The following is an 18,116-nucleotide window of genomic DNA, read 5'->3' on the forward strand; positions in this document are numbered from 1 at the left end:
CTTATTACTGGTTCGGGAAAAATCATGCTGACGCGCAAGCAATACGAATTGCTGGTCTATATCGATAATTACCTCCGCGATCATGGCATCTCGCCCTCCTTTGACGAGATGAAAGAAGCCCTGAACCTGAAATCCAAATCCGGCATTCATCGCCTGATTACCGGGCTTGAGGAACGAGGTTTCATCCGCCGCCTCGCCCATCGGGCCCGCGCGCTCGAAGTCCTGCGTCTTCCCGATAATAACGATGACGATGCGGCGGAAACCCCAACCAATGTGACATCCATCGCAACTGCGCGAAAGGCCGCTCACCGGCCGGCAACCGTGCCCTCGGCCTTCTCGGACTCTGGTGAATCCGTCTCCCTGCCGCTGTTTGGCCGGATCGCGGCCGGTACACCGATCGAAGCCCTTCGCGATCAAACCACAATGGTGCAGGTTCCCGCCGCCCTTTTGGGGACCGGCGACCACTACGCGCTTGAGGTTTCCGGTGATTCGATGATCGATGCCGGCATCCTTGATGGCGACACGGTTCTGATCCAGCGCTGCGAGCAGGCCAATGATGGTACCATCGTCGTGGCACTGGTTGACGACGCCGAAGCCACCCTGAAACGTCTGAAACGCGGTCGCGGCGAAGTTCTGCTTGAACCGGCCAATGCGCGTTATGAAACACGCGCCCTGTCGCCGGACCGTGTCCGCATTCAGGGACGCCTGATCGGCCTGCTGCGCCAATACTGATCAGACAAGTACCAACAAACCTGAAAACGCCGTCAGCCCGTCTGGCGGCGTTTTTATTTGATCACTCTGCCCCCGATAGTGATCCACGGCCAGGTGCCGGACGTTTCACGCACGGTTTCAATCACCGGAGCACTCCCCGGCCGCAGGGAAACCGATACACCGCCCTGCCACCACAGCCGGTCATCATCGATGACGGTCACATACGGCGTACAGATATCACGCGGCATATCGCGTTTCAGGCTGATGATCATATCGGCATGGCGGCACGCATAGAACGGATTGGCAAAATCATTGGCAACAATCACCCGCTGTTCCCCGACCATCGCAGAACAAACCGCAGCATCGCATTTCTCGATAATCTGATCGGCATCATGATCGGCAATGCCAAACCGCGCCATCCAGACCGATTGCTGAAAATCCGATATGCCTTCGGGCAGGATAAGTCTGTTTTGCTGCCGGTCCCGGATTGCCCAGCTTTCCTGATCGCCCGAAACCAGAATATCCGCCGGGTGATACAGGATTTGTGCCGTAATCGCCACGCATAGCGGAATAGCAGCCAAGCGGGCAATCGCGCTCCCCCGCCAGACCAGCCACCAGGCAATCGCCATCATGATACCGATGGCAAATACTGCACTGAACTGCTCGACATGCCAAAGGCCCCACGCCTGATCAGCGGCAAGGCCTGCGGTTTCAATCAGCAAGGTCAAACCGGGCTTCATCAGCCACAAGGGCAATGCTCCGGCCCCGAACGGCATCAGAACAAGCGTCGCCACAATCAGCGGCATCACCCAAAACGCCATGACAGGAATGGCAATCAGGTTGGACACGATCCCGATCATTGAAATCCGTCCGAAATGAAACCCGATGATCGGCGCGGTCACCGCCGTAACCAGCAACCCGGTCATCACCAGCCCGGCAAAAAACAGCCAAAGCCGGAGGGCCCACGATCGGTCGCCTGATGCCTCAAACCATTGCCTGCCCGGCCCATCGTAAAACGCCACCAGCACCGATACCGCGGCAAATGAAAGCTGAAAGCTTGGCCCCAATACCGCATCGGGCCGCAGGATCAAAACAACAAGGGCCGCAATCGCCACCAGCCGTAGCGATATCGCCCGTCGATCAAGCAACAGCGCCGCCCAGACAATCGTCAGGGTGATAAAGGCGCGCTGCGTCGGCACACTGGCCCCCGACAGGCCGAGATAAATCACGGCGGATGCCATCGCGCCGATGGCTGCCCATTTCTTGATAGGAAACCGCAACGCAACGGCGGGAATTGCCGCTAGGCCAAACCGCAGGAAAAAGAACACCGTCCCGCTTAAAAGTCCCATATGCAGACCAGAAATCGCCAGCAGATGCGCAAGCCCCGATTTGCGCAGATCATCCGCCGTCTCTTCGCCGACATCACCGCGTTCGCCAACAATCAACGCCTTGGCAATTCCGGATTCAGGCCACGTAAGAACTCGGTCGATTTCCCCCATAATCGCAAGGCGCAAATATTCGATCCGTTCTGATAACGGTTGCAGAAAGCCCGCATCCGCGGCCTTTGCCACACGGTATTGATGGCCAAAAACAAAACCGGTCGCCCCGATCCCGTCCAGATACAAACCGCGTGAAAAATCCGGATCCCCTGGCACGGACGCCGCGCGCAACGGAAACAGCCGCGCGTTGGCAACAATCCGGTCCCCGACCGCAAGTCCATCCCCACCCGGCAGGCTCAATCGCACCTTCCAGTCAAACGCCCGGTCCTCAAGCCCCGCGATCCGGGTCGGCACCACGGTCATGCGCATCCGCCCGCCGCGCGGCTCCAGAAGCGTGATGTCGCCCTCGATCTCCGTCATGTAAAGCGTCTTGGTCAGAAGCTTTGACGGCGCCATTTCAAGATGTATAGACGTGATCAGCAACCCGCTGCAAAAGCCGGTCATTAGCAAAATGACAAAGAATGGCAAAATCCAGCGCCGCGAAATCCACAATCCCGACAGCAAAAGAATCACTGCAAGCCCGGTTTGCTCGACCGTCAAACGCGCTGGAAGTGAAAAATACGCCCCACATCCCAACCCGAAGAATATAACCGTGCACAGGATCCAGGAATTTCTGCACACGGCCAATAACAATCCAGTTTGCGAAATTAATCTCGCAACATATTGATTTTTATTAATTCCATTGCGACTTATTCGACGAATGTACAATAGCCTGCCCGGCATACAGTTTCTATCTATCATCGGCTGTGGTGCAACACCGCCGCATATGTGTTATAGCGTGCACGCCAAAAGTCATTACGACAAGCAACAACATCCAGCCAACGGATAGAGTGAATGACGGTTGTTACCCGTTTTGCCCCGTCTCCGACCGGGTTTCTGCATATCGGCGGCGCACGCACCGCCCTTTATAACTGGCTTTATGCCAAACACACCGGCGGCAAATTCCTGCTGCGCATCGAAGACACTGACCGGGAACGTTCAACCCCCGAAGCCGTTGAAGCCATTTTTGACGGGCTGAACTGGCTAGGCTTGACCGCAGACGAAGAACCGACCTTCCAGTTCGCCCGTCGCGACCGCCATGCCGAAGTCGCCCACGAACTGATCAAGGCCGGCAAAGCCTATTATTGCTATTGCTCGCAGGAAGAACTTCAGGAAATGCGCGAAAAGGCCCGCGCCGAAGGTCGCCCAATGAAATATGACGGCACCTGGCGCGACCGCGATGCCTCCGAAGCCCCGGCTGGCGTCAAGCCCGTCGTGCGCCTCAAGGCGCCGCAGGAAGGCGATGCGGTAATTTCCGATCAGGTACAGGGCGATGTGCGCGTTGCCAATGATCAGCTTGACGATTACGTCATTCTGCGCGGCGATGGCACACCGACCTATATGCTTTCGGTCGTGGTGGATGACCACGATATGGGTATTACCCACGTGATCCGTGGTGATGACCACCTGACCAACGCATTCCGGCAGAAAGCGCTTTATGACGCCATGGGTTGGGATGTCCCGACCTTTGCCCATATTCCGCTGATCCACGGCCCGGATGGCGCAAAGCTGTCCAAACGCCATGGCGCACTTGGTGTTGATGCCTATCGCGATGAAATGGGTTTCCTGCCCGAAGCCGTGAACAACTACCTGCTGCGTCTTGGCTGGGGTCACGGCGACGAGGAAATCATCTCGCAGGATCAGGCCATCGAATGGTTTGACATCAAAGATGTTGGCAAGGGTGCGGCACGCTTCGACTTTGCCAAGCTGACCAACCTGAATGGCGTTTATCTGCGTCAGGCAGATGATACCCGCCTTGCAAACGACATTGCGCCGCTGATCGCAAAACAGATTGGCGTCGATGCAATTGACGCAGCGCAAAAAGAAATCTTGATCAAAGGCATGTCAGGGCTTAAAGAAAGAGCCAAGACACTCATCGAGCTCGCCGACTCTTCGGCCTTCTACGTTACAGACGGCGTCACGTCGTTTAACGAGAAAGCTCAGTCCCTGATTGATAGCGCCCCCGAAGGCCTGTTTGCCGAACTGGCAAAGGAACTCGACGCGCTTGAAAACTGGACCGAAGAGAACGTTGACGCAAGCGTTCGCAACATTGCCGAAAAACTCGATCAGAAGCTCGGCAAAGTCGCGCAGCCCTTGCGGGCCGTGCTCACCGGTTCCAACTCATCGCCTGGCATCTTCGAAGTAATGATCGTGCTTGGCAAATCCCAAACGCTGAAACGCATCCGCAAATTCGATGCCCAATAACAGCGTAAAATAAAAAACTTAAACACTGAATTTGCGCTTTGTGCGCCGCAGCACTATGCTGCACACAACTTGAAAACCGTGTTCGTTCAAACAGGGAAGGAAAAATAGTCATGGCTCAGAATTCCAAGACTTCCCACACCGTGACACTGACCGACAATGCCACTGGCAAGTCGATCGAATTACCGGTGATCGAGGGTAGCGTTGGTCCGTCTGTAATCGACATTCGGAAACTCTACGCCGATACCGGATATTTCACCTATGACCCGGGTTTTACCTCGACCGGCTCCTGCCAGTCCGAGCTGACCTATATTGACGGCGACGTCGGCATTCTGCGTCACCGCGGCTATGCCATCGACGAACTTGCCGAACAATCCGATTTCCTCGAAGTTTGCTATTTGCTGATTTACGGCGATCTGCCGAACGCAAAAGACAAGGCGCAATTTGAAAATGACATCACCATGCACACCATGGTGCATGAACAGATGCGCAATTTCTATAACGGTTTCCGCCGCGACGCCCACCCGATGGCTATCATGTGCGGTGTGGTTGGCGCGATGTCCGCTTTCTATCATGACAGCACCGACATCAACGATCCGAACCAGCGTCTGATCTCGGCCTATCGCCTGATCGCGAAAATGCCGACCATCGCTGCGATGGCGTACAAATACTCGATCGGTCAGCCGTTCCGTTATCCGAACAACAAACTCGGCTACGCAGAAAACTTCCTGCAGATGATGTTCGGCAACCCGTGCGAAGAATATGAAGTCAATCCGGTTCTTGCACGCGCAATGGATCGTATCCTGATCCTTCATGCCGACCACGAACAGAACGCATCGACCTCGACCGTTCGTCTGGCCGGTTCTTCGGGTGCAAATCCGTTTGCATGTATCGCTGCCGGTATTGCATCCCTCTGGGGTCCGGCACATGGCGGTGCGAACGAAGCCGTTCTTAAAATGCTGAACGAAATCGGCGATGTGAAAAACATTCCGGAATTCGTCAACAAGGCAAAAGACAAGAACGATCCGTTCCGTCTGATGGGCTTTGGTCACCGCGTTTACAAAAACTACGATCCGCGCGCCAAAGTCATGCAGGAAACCTGCCACGAAGTTCTCAAGGAACTGAACGTACAGGACCCGCTGCTTGACGTTGCACAGGAACTCGAACGCATCGCACGCGAAGACGAGTACTTCATCGAGAAGAAACTCTATCCGAACGTCGATTTCTATTCGGGCATCATCTTCAAGGCGATGGGCATCCCAGAAAGCATGTTCACCGTGCTGTTCGCAGTTGCCCGCACCGTCGGCTGGATTGCCCAGTGGAAAGAAATGATCGAAGATCCGTCGCAGAAAATCGGCCGTCCGCGACAGCTGTTCACCGGTGTTTCCGAACGTCCGTTCGTTCCGGTCAACAAGCGTTAATCCGCACGACGACAGATACAGAAAAGGCCCGGAATTTTCCGGGCCTTTTTGCTTTTTGATCAACCGGTTACGGCATTACCAGGAACCGGTATTTTCCATGCTGGCCCAAGGCTCCGCCGGGGCAAGGCTCTCGCCCTTTTGCAGGAATTCGATCGAAATACCGTCCGGCGAACGGACAAACGCCATATGACCATCGCGCGGCGGACGGTTGATAGTGACACCGGCATCCATCAGTTTCTGGCAAAGTGCATAAATGTCATCAACCTCATAGGCAAGGTGGCCAAAATTGCGCCCGCCGGAATAGCTTTCCGGATCCCAGTTATAGGTCAGTTCAAGTTCCGGGGCCTTGTTGGCCTTCGCACTGGCTTCATCGGCAGGGGGTGCAAGATAAATCAGGGTGAAACGTCCCTTCTCGCTTTCAATGCGCCGGGTTTCTTTCATGCCAAGCAGCTCGCAATAGAAACGCATGGATGCATCAACATCCTCGACACGCACCATGGTGTGCAAATAACGCATTGGAAATGGCTCCGTCATTTATTGGGTCAATGAAGCCAAACTATGCGTTATTGCGTGGTAATGCCAGCCTTGGCCGATGAATTTTTCTCTATGATTTCAAGGATGACGTCCGCGGCCTTTTCGCTGGGCGGGCGGTCACCAAAGCCAAGCATGGTTGTGGCCCTATCGAAACCAACCAACTGCGTGGTCCGGCCTTCGCCGTCTGCCATCAGCGATTTCAGAACGGGGATAATCCGGTTCGGCGTGCAATCCTGTTGCAGGAATTCCGGTACAAGCTTCGTGCCCAGCACCAGATTGACGATGGTCACCGTATCAATCCGCAACAATCGCCGCGCAATCCATGCCGTAATCGGGCTTAACTTATAGCCGATCACATGCGGAACCCCGGTGATCGCCAGTTCAAGCGACACCGTTCCGGATGCCGCCAGCGCCGCATGGGACGCGGCAAACGCATCGCGCCTGTCCTGATCCCCGGTGACAACAATCGGCCTTAACGGCCAGTCGGCAACCGCATCACTCACGACCTGCGCGACCTTGCTCACGGTTGGCACAACAATACGGGCATCGGGGAAATCCTTCGCCAACCGTTCGCAGACTTCACGGAAAACCGGCAAAAGGCGGGTGACTTCCGAATTACGACTGCCCGGAAGGACTGACAGTATCTTGCTGTCCGGCGCTATGCCGTGCTGCTCCCGGAACCGCCCGGCGTCGCCGCCATGTCGCTCCTCGACCGCGGAATGGCCTATAAAGGTGGTCGGAAGCCCGACCTGCTCGAAATAGGGTGGCTCGAACGGCAGCAACGCCAACAGATGATCAAGAAAACCGGCAATTTTCTTTGCCCGTCCCGGTCGCCATGCCCAGACAGACGGCGCAACATAATGCACCAGCGGAATGCCCCTGCCTTTCAGCTTCTTGCCAACCCGAAAGCTAAAATCCGGGGCATCGATGGTGATCACCACATCGGGCTGCTGTTCAATGGCATACTCGGCGGTCTGGCGGATACGTTTCAACAAATGCGGGATATGCGGCAGGACCTCGGCAAGCCCCATGACGGACATCTCATCCATCGGAAACAGGCTCTCAAGCCCCTCTCCCGTCATGCGCGGGCCGCCAACACCGATGAAACGGGTTTCGGGGTGACGTGCCCTGATCGCGGCCATCAACCGGCCACCAAGCTGATCCCCGGAGGCCTCACCGGCAACCAGCATGATTTTTGGCGACTGTTGGGTCTCCGGCCTAGTCATCCTGTGCAGGTTCCAGTACTGAAAGCCCGATAATGAACAATCCAAGTTCGTCGGCACGCTTCACGGTTTTCTCGCGGTCAATGATCATCGTGCCACCGGCAAGCAACGCAATACCGCGTAATCCGGCACTGTGGGCGTTTTCCACGGTCGAAACACCAATTGCCGGCAGATCAAGACGCCTGTCCTGCTGCGGCTTTGCCGACTTCACCAGGACACCGCCAACACCCTCGCGACGATAATTGGCGGACCGGCGGATCATCTCGTCCGTACCCTCGATGGCCTCAAGTGCAAGAACGAGCCCCTGTTGCACCACACAGCCCTGCCCGACATCAGCCGCCCCCAGAATCCGGGCGACCTTCAGACCATGCTGGGCATCCGAAACGGCCTGATCATCGGGCTTCACCTTGCCAAGAATGCCGTCCTCGACGGCAAGATCGCCCAAAATCTCGTGCGCGCCAACCAGACGGAACCCATCACGTTCAAGCTCCCCGGCCACCAGACGCAGCAACCCGTCATCGCCAAGCGACTTCATACCGACTTTCATCAGAAGTTTCGCCGCCCGCCAATCGGGCCGGATCGATGCAAATGACGGGCGCGCCACCTTCCCGGCAAGCACGACATCACGGCATTCTTCGGATTTCAGACGATCAAGGATTTTGGCCGCAGCCCCGATGCGAAGCGACGTATGGGCATAGTCGTCAAGTGCAGGATCATCGGCATGGGCATCAAGCTTCACGATAAAAACATCCCGCCCGGCTGCTGTCGCGGCAGCAGCCAAACGGGCGGGAAGCGCACCACCACCGGCAATGATACCAAGCTTTGCTGTGGGATTATCCTGCGGAGCTGTCATATTTCGGCGTGCATACGGAACGCATGCTTTCCGCTTTCAGGAAGCTGATGATTTCCATGACCGGTCCGACATTCTCGAAATCCTTGGCGACTTCTTCAACCCGCTCTGCAAGGGTGCCTTCCTGTGCGAACAAAAGACGATACGCCTTGCGAAGCGCATGGATGGTTTCGCGGTCAAACCCGCGGCGCTTCAACCCGACAAGGTTAAGCCCCGAAAGATAGGCACGGTTGCCGATCACGGAACCATAAGGAATGATGTCGCTTTCAACACCTGTCATGCCGCCAATCATAGCATGTCTGCCAATGCGGACAAACTGGTGCACCGCCGAAAGACCGCCAACAATCGCAAAATCCTCTACAACAACATGGCCGGCAAGCGTTCCGTTATTGACCAGAATGCAATGATTGCCGATATGGCAATCGTGCCCGACATGGGCACCGGCCATAAACAGGCAATCATCGCCAATCGTCGTTTCCATCCCGCCACCTTCGGTGCCGGGATTAAGGGTCGCCCCTTCACGGATCTTGTTGCGTTTGCCGATAATCAAACGCGACGGTTCGTTTTTGAATTTCAAATCCTGCGGCGCATGACCAACCGACGCAAAGGGAAAGACCATACTGTCTTCGCCGATTGACGTAATTCCGGCGATCACGACATGGCTGTGCAGCTTGACGCGATCACCCAGAACCGCCTGCGGGCCGACAACACAGTATGGCCCGATTTCTACATCCTGGCCAATCTGGGCGCCGTCTTCGACAATGGCGGTTGGATGCACTTTTGACATTATCAGTTGCCCCGGATCATCGCGGCGATGGTAGCTTCTGCAACGACCTGATCGTTAACGCGGACTTCGCTTTCGAATTTCCAGACCGGACCACGGCTCTGTTTTTTCTTCACATGAATATGCATGACGTCACCCGGCACAACCGGCTTGCGGAACCGTGCATTGTCGATGCTCATGAAATAAACCAGTTTGCCTTCGGCATCCTCGCCAAGGGTCTGGACAACAAGGATTGCCGCCGTCTGCGCCATGCTTTCGATGATCAGAACACCGGGCATGATCGGCTGTTCCGGGAAATGGCCGGTAAATTGCGGCTCGTTCATCGTTACATTCTTGATGCCAACGGCTGAATCGTCGACGGCAATATCAACAACCTTGTCAATAAGCAGGAACGGATAACGATGCGGAATCATTTCCAGAATGCGCTGAATATCAACACTCACCAGTTCGGTCATAGGTATTGCCCTTACTTCTTTTTCCGTATTAACCGTGACAGGGCCACGGTCTGTTTATGATATTCCATTACCGGCACAGCGGGGCTTCCGCCAACGGTCTCGCCCGCACCGATATTCTTCATGACGCCAGACTGTGCTGCAATCTTTGCGCCGTCACCAATTTCAAGATGGCCTGTAATCCCGGCCTGACCCGCAGCAACAACAAAGTTGCCAAGCTTGGTCGATCCCGAAATCCCGACCTGAGACACGATAACACATCCCATGCCAAGTTCGACGTTATGGCCGATCTGTACAAGGTTGTCGATACGGCACCCATTGCCAATCACCGTATCGGGCCCTGCCCCCCGGTCGATTGTCGAATTGGCGCCGACCTCCACATCGTTGCCGATCACGACACGGCCAAGCTGCGGCACTTTAAGATGCCCCTGCGGCCCCATGGCAAATCCGAAACCATCCTGCCCGATGCGTGCCCCGGGATAGATCAGACACAGATTGCCGATCAGGCAGTGGCTGATCGTCGCCCCCGCACCGATCTTGCTTCCGGCTCCGATCACGACACCTTCACCGATCACCGCATTGCTGGCGATGATGCAGCCATCGCCAATCTCGCAGTTCCCGCCGATCACAGCACCGGCGTCGATCTGGACACCTTTTCCAATCCTGGCGGTATCGGCAACAACGGCATGCGGTGAAACAACGCCATTCGCCTCGTCAAACGGATAATAGGCCGTTGCGGCCTTGGCATAGGCCCGGTACGGATCGCTCGTCGTAAACAGCACCATGTCAGCCGGCGCACGATCAACGAATTCCGGTCGAACAAAACACCCGCCCGCTGAACTGCTGACAAAGGCATCAAGATATTTGCGATTGTCGAAAAAGCTCAGGATTGACGCATCCGCATTCTGAAGCGGCGATACATCGTCAAAACGGCGCGACGGATCGGGTGCATTCACCAGCTCCGCACCGGTCAAATCTGCAATTTCCTGAACGCTGAAAGGTCCCTTGCGTTTAAAAAACCGGGGATCCGCCATCAGGACGCTTCCTTGAACTCGACGCTAAGGGTCGGCATTGCCTTGTTCACGCGGTCAAACACCTCCTTGGAGGCATCCATGGCGTTAGCATGCAGGATGACCTGGCTTTTATGCAAAACCAGTGTTGCATTGCGCTGCTCGGCAACATCAGCGATCACTTCGATAAGCGTTTTCTGGAACTTCACCCGCGATGCATTGAGCGCCTCGTCAAGGATGCGGTTGCGCCCCTGTGCGAACTTCTGGAAATCAGCCACTTTCTGCTGAAATTCTTTCTGTTTCTGCTGAATGACATCGGCAGACAGAAGGGTTCGCTGCTGGGCGATTTCCTGCTCTTCCTTACGCAGGGCCTGCTGACGCTTTTCGATTTCCTGCTGATAGGCTTCCTGACGCGTCTTGATCTGCTTGGTCATGTCCTGCATGGCAGATGCTTCGCGCATGATGCCTTCAAAATCGACGATCATCACAACAGCAGTCGTTTCCGCCCCGCTATTTTCCTGCGCAGAGGCAACAGTCATGGTACCGACCGCAAATGTCATGGCAATTGCGGCAATGGCAGTCTGGATAGATTTCATCATTTTCATCAGAATCTGGTCCCGAAGTTCAATCGGAACACTTCCTCTTTGTCGTAATCTTCTTTGAGAATAGCCTGCGAAAGGTCAACACCAATCGGGCCAAACGGCGATTCCCAGCCTACCCCAATACCAACAGACGCCCTGAGAGACCCCTCGTCATGAATCTCGCCGGGCCTTGCCCCATCAACCCCTTCAGAAGAACCGAAATCACTGAACACGCGACCGGTCAGGGCGAATTCTGATGGCAATCCTAACGGGAAGTCCATCTGAACCGTACCAGTATAGAAGAATTTGCCACCGACCGCATCGGTTGTCTCAATATCGCGCGGGCCAACACCGGCAGATTCAAAACCGCGAAGGTTCGAACCGCCGGTAAAGAAGCGCTGCGAAATGCGCGTGTCGTCGCCAATACCAAAGATATAACCGGTAGACCCCTTGGTCGACAGCACCCATTCCTTTTCACGATCAAGCGGATAGTAATATCCACCATTCACACGCGTGCGAAGATAGGTTTCCGACCCGCCAAGACCGGCGAAATCGTTGGAAAGCTGCATGAAGTAGCCTTCCTTCGGCGAAATCGTGCTGTCACGCTGATCATAGGTCAGCGTCTGACCGATCGTGGATTCGGAAAATTCCGGGTCTTCCTCGCGCAGTAGGCGCGATGCATCGTCATCGATGTCCGAATACTCGTTAACCTCGAACCCGTAGCGAACGGACTGCGACAGGGCTTCGGAATAACGGAAACCGGAACGCAGACCGATACCAGTTTGTTTCTCGTCGTACGAACTTTCGTCCTGGTTGTCTTCTTCACGGCGATAAAGATCGAAACCGGCACTCACGTCGCGGTCAAGGAAGTACGGCTCGGTAAAGGACAGATCAATCTGCTGGCTGGATGACCCGATGGTAAAGCCAAGACGCAAATCCTGCCCTTTGCCAAGCAGGTTACGTTCGCGGATACCGGCCTGACCAAACGCCCCGTCATCCGTACCGTAACCGGCACCGATGGAAAACTCGCCGGTCGATTTTTCTTCAACATCGACCTCAAGAACCGTCTGATCCGGTGCACTGCCCGGAAGCGTTTTCACATCAACCGTCTTGAAGAAGTTCAGGTTTTCAACACGCTGGCGCGAACGTTTCAGTTTCGAACTGCTGAATGCGTCGCCTTCGACAAGGCGGAATTCGCGACGTACAACCTCATCAAGGGTACGGACGTTGCCGACCACATCGATGCGCTCGACATAAACCTTCGGCCCTTCGGCAATCGTAAAGGTGATGTTGATGACACCGGTCTCGCGATCGCGTTCGACATTCGGGCGAATATCGATAAACGCATAACCCTGATCACCGATGCTGGTGGTCAGGGCATCAATGGCGTCATCGACAAGGTCGGCATTATACCAGTCGCCTTTTTCAATCTCGATCAACGGCATCAATGTTGCCGGATCGATCTTGTCGATCTGCGATACGACATTGATATCGCCAAACCGGTAACGCTGGCCTTCACTGACGGTATAGGTGATGAAGAAGTCCGAACGATCCGGGGTCAGTTCGGCAACCGACGACAGAACCTGGAAATCGGCATAACCGGCTGAAAGATAGAAACGGCGCAGCAATTCACGGTCAAACGTGACGCGATCCGGATCGTAATTGTCATCCGCCGTCAGGATTTTCCACCAGGCACTCTCGGTTGTCCGGACAACTTCGGACAATTCGCCATCATCAAACGCCTTGTTGCCGACAAAGTTGATCTTGCGAACACCGGTCGCCTCGCCCTCGTCAATTTCAAAGACAAGATCGACACGGTTCTGTTCAAGCTGGATGACTTTGGGCTCGACCGTCGCGGCAAACCGGCCGGAACGGCGATACAGATCAAGAATACGCTGAACGTCGGCCTGCACCTTGGTGCGGGTGTAAACAACGCGCGGACGCAACTGAAGCTCCGCCCCCAACGCATCATCCTTCAGGCGCGAGTTACCTTCAAAGGCAATCCGGTTGATGATCGGGTTTTCAACGACATTGACCTTCAGCACACCCTGCTCGAAACCGATGGCAACATCGGCAAAAAGTCCGGTCGAAAACAACGACTTCAGCGATTCGTTGATTCTTTGCGGATCATAGGGATCGCCTTCTTTTACCGACAGATACGCGTTAACCGTCGCGGCTTCGATACGGTTGTTGCCGTCTACCCGGATTTCGCGGATAACGCTGCTTCCCTGGGCATAGGCCACCATCGGAATTATGGTTGGCGCGGTTCCACCAAGCAAGACTGCCGCCAAAGCAGCCGCTTTCACATTACGCAGCAAATTCAACCCCCTGATGCCGTCTATCATCAGCCTGCCAGGCCTTTGAAGAAATTCCAGACGCCCAATTGCGTCAGGTCGTTCCAAGTTGCAAAGATGATTAAGCTGAATACCAAACCTGCCCCGAGACGGAAACCATATTCTTGTGCTTTTGCGCCCAAGGGCTTACCGCGAACCGCCTCGATGGCATAAAACACCAGATGACCACCATCAAGAACCGGAACAGGCATCAGGTTAATCAACCCAAGGCTGATCGAAAGATACGCCATAAAGAACAGAAGCGGGCCAATGCCACCCTCGGCAACCTCGCCCGACATCTGTGCGATACGGATCGGGCCGCCAAGCTCGGAACTGTCACGTTCGCCCGAAATCATTTCACCCAATGCCGACATCGTCTGCGCGATCAGGTTCCATGTCGATGAAAACGCCTTGCCGGTCGCATCGATAATCCCGTCGCGCTGGGTCTCAAAGGCACCGGCGGTCACGCCAAGGCGGCCGAAACTCTCAACATCGTCACCTTCGCCCGATGTCACGGCCTCGGGTGTTACCTGAACCTCGATTTCCTGCCCGTCACGCAGAACCGAAAGCGAAACCGGCGTACCGGCATTGGCCCGGATCACATCCGAAAGTTCGCTGAACCAGTCAATCGGCTGCCCGTTGATCGCGCTGATCCGGTCCTGGGATTGCAATTCCGCAATCGCCGCCGGGCTGCCGTCAACAACCTCGCCCACCACCGGCAGGGCGCGCTGCTGGCCGACCGCGGCAAAAAGAACGGTAAAAACAATGATGGCGAACAGGAAATTGGCCAGCGGACCGGCAAAAACAATCGCCGCACGCGCTGCCAGTCCCTTGTGATGAAACGCATGCTTACGTTCTTCGTCGTCAAGGTCGTCACGCTGCCCGGCACTTGCCGGGTTCATGTCGCCAAACATTTTGACATACCCGCCAAGCGGCAGCAGGCTGACTTTCCAGCGCGTGCCCTTTTTATCGTACCAGCCAAAAAGCTCTGGCCCGAATCCGATTGAAAACGCTTCAACCTTCACGCCATTCCGGATCGCGACCCAGTAATGCCCGTATTCATGGACAAACACCAAAACCGAAAGAACAAATAGAAAGGCAAGAAGGGTTTCCATAGAAGACGTTCCTTTTTCGGGGCGAACCCCGCATTTTTAGCACTCAAAGACCGGTTTTGATCATGCCCAGCGTTTCACGACGAATCATATCATCAAGATCAAACATCTGGTCGAGATCGCGTAACGGCGATGCGGCAATCCTGTTCATCATGCGCTCGACCGTTTCGGCAATTTGCAGGAAGGTAAGCTTTCCGCCCAGAAATGCACCAACGGCAATCTCGTTTGCAGCATTCAGAACAGTCGGTACCGTGCCCCCCGCCCGCAACGCTTCGCGCGCCAGACGCAGGGCAGGAAACCGTTTCAGATCCGGCGAGGTAAAGTTCAACTGCCCGATCGTGGCAAAATCAAGACGCGCTACATCAACCCGTATTCTTTCCGGCCATGAAAGCGCATAGGCAATCGGGGTCCGCATATCGGGCGAGCCAAGCTGGGCAAGCACCGACCCGTCGGAATATTCCACCATGCTGTGCACGACGGATTGTGGATGCACCACCACCTCGATACGATCTTCGGGCACGGGGAACAGACGGCATGCCTCGATCAGTTCAAGGCCCTTGTTCATCATGGTTGCCGAATCAATCGAAATCTTCGCCCCCATGTCCCAGTTGGGATGTGCAAGCGCCTGCTTGGGCGAAACCGATTTCATTTCCTCAAGCGACCATTCCCGAAACGGCCCGCCCGATGCCGTCAGAAGAATACGGTCAACCTTGTCGATCGACTTTTGCTCCAGCACCTGAAAAATCGCGCTATGTTCGGAATCGACCGGGATCAGCGTCGCCTTGTATTTCGCGACTTCCGCCATCATCAGATCACCGGCACACACCAGCGTTTCCTTGTTGGCAAGTCCAACCCTTGCCCCGCGGCGAATGGCCGCCAGCGTCGCCTTGAGCCCCGCCGCACCGATAATCGCGGCAATAACGATATCGGACGGGCGCGATGCGGCCTCGACCAACGCGTCATCACCGGCAGCCACCAGAATCTTGGTGCCCGACAACGCCGATTTCAGGTCTTCATAAAGGCTTTCATCGGCAATAACCGCCATGGCTGCCCCAAGCTCGATGGCGGCCTTTGCCAGCGCCGGCACATTTCGATGGGCGGTAATGGCGTCCACGACATATTTGTCTGCATGTGCTTTCAGGATATCTACCGTGCTACTGCCAACCGATCCGGTCACGCCAAGCACGCAGACTGATTTCTTAATTGTCATCAAACACCAGCTTCGCGGATTTCTGCCTCCAGGGTCCAAGCCCTAGCGCAACGACAATCCAATGAAATACACAATAACAAACGCGACAGGAAAAACCGACAACATCCCGTCAGCACGGTCAAGCAGCCCGCCATGCCCCGGAATAAGGTGGCTGCTGTCCTTGACCTTGAAATGGCGTTTAAGCGCTGATTCCCCAAGATCCCCCACCTGTGCAACAATCGCCAGGACCGCACTTGCCAGAACAATCGAAACCGGGATCTCACTGCTGCTGAAATAGGTGATCAGCCCGCCGATCACCATCGCACACAGCATGCCGCCAATCAGACCAGCCCAGGTTTTCTTGGGGCTGAAACGCGGGGCCAGTTTCGGACCGCCAATCGCCTTGCCAAAGGCATAGGCTCCGGTATCCGTCGCCCACACCAGAAAGAACAGCCACATGATCAGCAACAGGCCATCACCATGCATGCTGCGCAGCCACTGTGCCGCCAGTGCCGCAAACGATACATAAACGATGCCAAATGCCGCCAGAAACCGGTCCTTGCCCGGTCGAAGAGATGCCGTTGCCGCACTGACGAATATCGACAGCAGGACAAACGGATATTCCCCGGTTGTCAGCAAAAGCATGGCAACCGCAAGCGCCGAGGCAGCAACAATCGAAATCGAATTAACATGACCGGGAACGCACATCCGCGTCCATTCCCACATCATGCCAACTGAAAACAGAAAGACGAGAAACTCGAAATACGGGGAACCGAACCACACTGCCGCAACGGCGACCGGGGTCATGACCAATGCGGAAATAACCCGTGGCTTCAATCCTGAATTTGTATCTTCCTGGCGTCGGGCTTCAGATGACTGCACCAAAACGCCGCTCCCGTCCGGCAAAGTTTTCTATCGCTTTTTCAAGATGTTCACGTCCGAAATCGGGCCAAAGAACCTGATCGAACACGAACTCCGTATAGGCCGACTGCCAAAGCAGGAAATTGCTGATGCGCTGTTCGCCGCTGGTCCGGATCAGCAGATCCGGATCGGGCATTCCAACCGTCGTCAGATGCGCCTCGACCATGTTTTCGTCGATGGCATCAAGCCGGATTTCCCCGGCCGCAACCTTCTGCGCAATCAGCCTTACCGCATCGGTGATTTCCGCCCGCGCACCATAACTCAGCGCAATGGTCAGGTTCAAACGGGTATTGCCCTGCGTGCGTTCCTCGGCATTAGCGAGAAGAACACGAATATCGTCATCAAAACGTGTGCGGTCCCCGATGATCCGGATACGGACACCGTTTTTGTGCAGGGTTGCCAGTTCGTGTTTGATGAACAGCCGCAACAAGCCCATCAGGTCGCTGACTTCACTTTCCGGACGCTTCCAGTTTTCGGTCGAAAATCCGTAAAGGGTCAGATACTCGATACCGATTTCTGCCGCGGCTTCAACCGTGCGACGCACGGCGTCAACCCCCGAACGATGTCCCATCGTGCGGGGCTTGCCACGCAGCTTCGCCCAGCGCCCGTTGCCATCCATGATGATGGCAACATGACGCGGCACGACCTGCAAATCTGAAGGGTTGGGTTGAGATGCCAGCACCGTCATGATCAGACTTGCATGATTTCCTGTTCTTTATGGGCGAGCGCTTCGTCGATCTCGCCAATGACCTTGTCGGTCAGCTTCTGGATCTCTTTTTCCTCGTTATGGAGGTCATCTTTCGAGATCACGCTGTCCTTTTCCCATTTCTTGATCTGGTCGATGCCGTCGCGACGGACGTTACGGACAGAAATACGGGCCTGCTCGGCATATTTGCCGGCAACCTTGGACAGTTCCGCACGGCGTTCCTCGTTCAATGCCGGAATCGGCACGCGAACAAGCGTACCATCAGCCGCCGGGTTCAGGCCAAGACCTGAATCACGGATCGCTTTTTCGACCGATTTAACCATCGATTTGTCCCAGACCTGAACCGAAAGCATACGCGATTCCGGAACACTGACGGACGCAACCTGGTTAAGCGGGGTCGGTACGCCGTAGGCTTCAACCATGACCGGTTCAAGAAGGTTTGCACTGGCCCGCCCGGTCCGGAGCCCGGTGAATTCCTTGTGCAAAACTTCGACAGCCCCTTCCATACGGCGGGCAAGGTCTTTTTTCAGGCCAGCAACGTCAGACACC

General features: G+C 55.5%; 17 protein-coding genes. 3 read left to right on the top strand and 14 right to left on the bottom strand.

The window, feature by feature from the left end:
* The first annotated feature begins 24 nt into the window (after positions 1-24).
* Positions 25-732: a transcriptional repressor LexA gene (lexA, locus tag TH5_RS05180; protein WP_114120979.1), complete on the top strand. Its 708-nt coding sequence runs from the start codon at positions 25-27 to the stop codon at positions 730-732.
* Between the two features lie 53 nt (positions 733-785).
* On the opposite strand, the gene TH5_RS05185 is transcribed toward lexA, so the two are convergent.
* The gene (locus TH5_RS05185) at positions 786-2,831 is read right to left on the bottom strand and encodes a ComEC/Rec2 family competence protein (RefSeq protein ID WP_244204818.1); all 2,046 of its coding nucleotides are present in this window, start codon (positions 2,829-2,831) and stop codon (positions 786-788) included.
* 213 nt (positions 2,832-3,044) lie between these two features.
* On the opposite strand from TH5_RS05185, the gene gltX reads away from it, so the two are divergent.
* Positions 3,045-4,454 carry a glutamate--tRNA ligase gene (gltX, locus tag TH5_RS05190; RefSeq protein WP_114120981.1) on the top strand — a complete coding sequence of 470 codons (1,410 nt, stop codon included), beginning with the start codon at positions 3,045-3,047 and terminating at the stop codon, positions 4,452-4,454.
* A 110-nt stretch (positions 4,455-4,564) separates the two neighbouring features.
* On the top strand, positions 4,565-5,872 hold the full coding sequence (locus TH5_RS05195) for a citrate synthase (protein WP_114120982.1): 1,308 nt from the start codon (positions 4,565-4,567) through the stop codon (positions 5,870-5,872).
* A gap of 75 nt (positions 5,873-5,947) precedes the next feature.
* On the opposite strand, the gene TH5_RS05200 is transcribed toward TH5_RS05195, so the two are convergent.
* Genes TH5_RS05200 through frr form a run of 13 tightly spaced genes read right to left on the bottom strand, consistent with a single transcriptional unit; the run spans position 5,948 to position 18,115 of the window.
* Positions 5,948-6,388 (bottom strand): VOC family protein, encoded by a 441-nt coding sequence (locus tag TH5_RS05200; protein WP_007089446.1) that lies wholly within the window; start codon positions 6,386-6,388, stop codon positions 5,948-5,950.
* Positions 6,389-6,435: 47 nt separating this feature from the next.
* The gene (lpxB, locus tag TH5_RS05205) at positions 6,436-7,632 is read right to left on the bottom strand and encodes a lipid-A-disaccharide synthase (RefSeq protein ID WP_114120983.1); all 1,197 of its coding nucleotides are present in this window, start codon (positions 7,630-7,632) and stop codon (positions 6,436-6,438) included.
* On the bottom strand, positions 7,625-8,482 hold the full coding sequence (locus tag TH5_RS05210; protein ID WP_114120984.1) for an LpxI family protein: 858 nt from the start codon (positions 8,480-8,482) through the stop codon (positions 7,625-7,627). The genes lpxB and TH5_RS05210 overlap by 8 nt, the downstream gene beginning before the upstream one ends.
* The gene (lpxA, locus tag TH5_RS05215; protein ID WP_062948617.1) at positions 8,463-9,266 is read right to left on the bottom strand and encodes an acyl-ACP--UDP-N-acetylglucosamine O-acyltransferase; all 804 of its coding nucleotides are present in this window, start codon (positions 9,264-9,266) and stop codon (positions 8,463-8,465) included. Before lpxA ends, TH5_RS05210 begins: the two co-directional genes overlap by 20 nt.
* Positions 9,267-9,268: 2 nt before the next feature.
* Positions 9,269-9,718 (bottom strand): 3-hydroxyacyl-ACP dehydratase FabZ, encoded by a 450-nt coding sequence (fabZ, locus tag TH5_RS05220; protein WP_007089442.1) that lies wholly within the window; start codon positions 9,716-9,718, stop codon positions 9,269-9,271.
* A gap of 11 nt (positions 9,719-9,729) precedes the next feature.
* Complete coding sequence (gene lpxD / locus TH5_RS05225; RefSeq protein ID WP_114120985.1) at positions 9,730-10,749, bottom strand: UDP-3-O-(3-hydroxymyristoyl)glucosamine N-acyltransferase; 1,020 nt, start codon at positions 10,747-10,749, stop codon at positions 9,730-9,732.
* A complete protein-coding gene (locus TH5_RS05230) occupies positions 10,749-11,330 on the bottom strand; it encodes an OmpH/Skp family outer membrane protein (protein ID WP_114120986.1) in 582 nt (193 codons plus the stop codon). The genes lpxD and TH5_RS05230 overlap by 1 nt, the downstream gene beginning before the upstream one ends.
* Positions 11,330-13,624: an outer membrane protein assembly factor BamA gene (gene bamA, locus TH5_RS05235; RefSeq protein WP_244204819.1), complete on the bottom strand. Its 2,295-nt coding sequence runs from the start codon at positions 13,622-13,624 to the stop codon at positions 11,330-11,332. Before bamA ends, TH5_RS05230 begins: the two co-directional genes overlap by 1 nt.
* A 26-nt stretch (positions 13,625-13,650) precedes the next feature.
* Positions 13,651-14,754 (bottom strand): RIP metalloprotease RseP, encoded by a 1,104-nt coding sequence (gene rseP, locus TH5_RS05240; RefSeq protein ID WP_062948609.1) that lies wholly within the window; start codon positions 14,752-14,754, stop codon positions 13,651-13,653.
* A 43-nt stretch (positions 14,755-14,797) separates the two neighbouring features.
* Positions 14,798-15,961 carry a 1-deoxy-D-xylulose-5-phosphate reductoisomerase gene (locus TH5_RS05245; protein WP_114120987.1) on the bottom strand — a complete coding sequence of 388 codons (1,164 nt, stop codon included), beginning with the start codon at positions 15,959-15,961 and terminating at the stop codon, positions 14,798-14,800.
* A gap of 42 nt (positions 15,962-16,003) precedes the next feature.
* On the bottom strand, positions 16,004-16,822 hold the full coding sequence (locus TH5_RS05250) for a phosphatidate cytidylyltransferase (protein ID WP_244204820.1): 819 nt from the start codon (positions 16,820-16,822) through the stop codon (positions 16,004-16,006).
* Positions 16,809-17,549 (bottom strand): isoprenyl transferase, encoded by a 741-nt coding sequence (locus TH5_RS05255; protein WP_114120989.1) that lies wholly within the window; start codon positions 17,547-17,549, stop codon positions 16,809-16,811. Before TH5_RS05255 ends, TH5_RS05250 begins: the two co-directional genes overlap by 14 nt.
* A gap of 2 nt (positions 17,550-17,551) precedes the next feature.
* Positions 17,552-18,115 carry a ribosome recycling factor gene (gene frr / locus TH5_RS05260; protein WP_062948601.1) on the bottom strand — a complete coding sequence of 188 codons (564 nt, stop codon included), beginning with the start codon at positions 18,113-18,115 and terminating at the stop codon, positions 17,552-17,554.
* Position 18,116: the final 1 nt, after the last annotated feature.

The sequence above is a fragment of the Thalassospira xianhensis MCCC 1A02616 genome (assembly GCF_003326475.1).
Lineage (GTDB): Bacteria > Pseudomonadota > Alphaproteobacteria > Rhodospirillales > Thalassospiraceae > Thalassospira > Thalassospira xianhensis.

Excerpts from the sequence above, each read along its gene's own strand:
- lpxD (WP_114120985.1), bottom strand. The coding sequence starts at position 10,749 with ATGGCGGATCCCCGGTTTTTTAAACGCAAGGGACCTTTCAGCGTTCAG.
- TH5_RS05255 (WP_114120989.1), bottom strand. The coding sequence starts at position 17,549 with ATGACGGTGCTGGCATCTCAACCCAACCCTTCAGATTTGCAGGTCGTG.
- TH5_RS05245 (WP_114120987.1), bottom strand. The coding sequence starts at position 15,961 with ATGACAATTAAGAAATCAGTCTGCGTGCTTGGCGTGACCGGATCGGTT.
- fabZ (WP_007089442.1), bottom strand. The coding sequence starts at position 9,718 with ATGACCGAACTGGTGAGTGTTGATATTCAGCGCATTCTGGAAATGATT.
- gltX (WP_114120981.1), top strand. The coding sequence starts at position 3,045 with ATGACGGTTGTTACCCGTTTTGCCCCGTCTCCGACCGGGTTTCTGCAT.
- lpxA (WP_062948617.1), bottom strand. The coding sequence starts at position 9,266 with ATGTCAAAAGTGCATCCAACCGCCATTGTCGAAGACGGCGCCCAGATT.
- TH5_RS05210 (WP_114120984.1), bottom strand. The coding sequence starts at position 8,482 with ATGACAGCTCCGCAGGATAATCCCACAGCAAAGCTTGGTATCATTGCC.
- rseP (WP_062948609.1), bottom strand. The coding sequence starts at position 14,754 with ATGGAAACCCTTCTTGCCTTTCTATTTGTTCTTTCGGTTTTGGTGTTT.
- TH5_RS05195 (WP_114120982.1), top strand. The coding sequence starts at position 4,565 with ATGGCTCAGAATTCCAAGACTTCCCACACCGTGACACTGACCGACAAT.
- TH5_RS05230 (WP_114120986.1), bottom strand. The coding sequence starts at position 11,330 with ATGAAAATGATGAAATCTATCCAGACTGCCATTGCCGCAATTGCCATG.
- lpxB (WP_114120983.1), bottom strand. The coding sequence starts at position 7,632 with ATGACTAGGCCGGAGACCCAACAGTCGCCAAAAATCATGCTGGTTGCC.
- lexA (WP_114120979.1), top strand. The coding sequence starts at position 25 with ATGCTGACGCGCAAGCAATACGAATTGCTGGTCTATATCGATAATTAC.
- TH5_RS05200 (WP_007089446.1), bottom strand. The coding sequence starts at position 6,388 with ATGCGTTATTTGCACACCATGGTGCGTGTCGAGGATGTTGATGCATCC.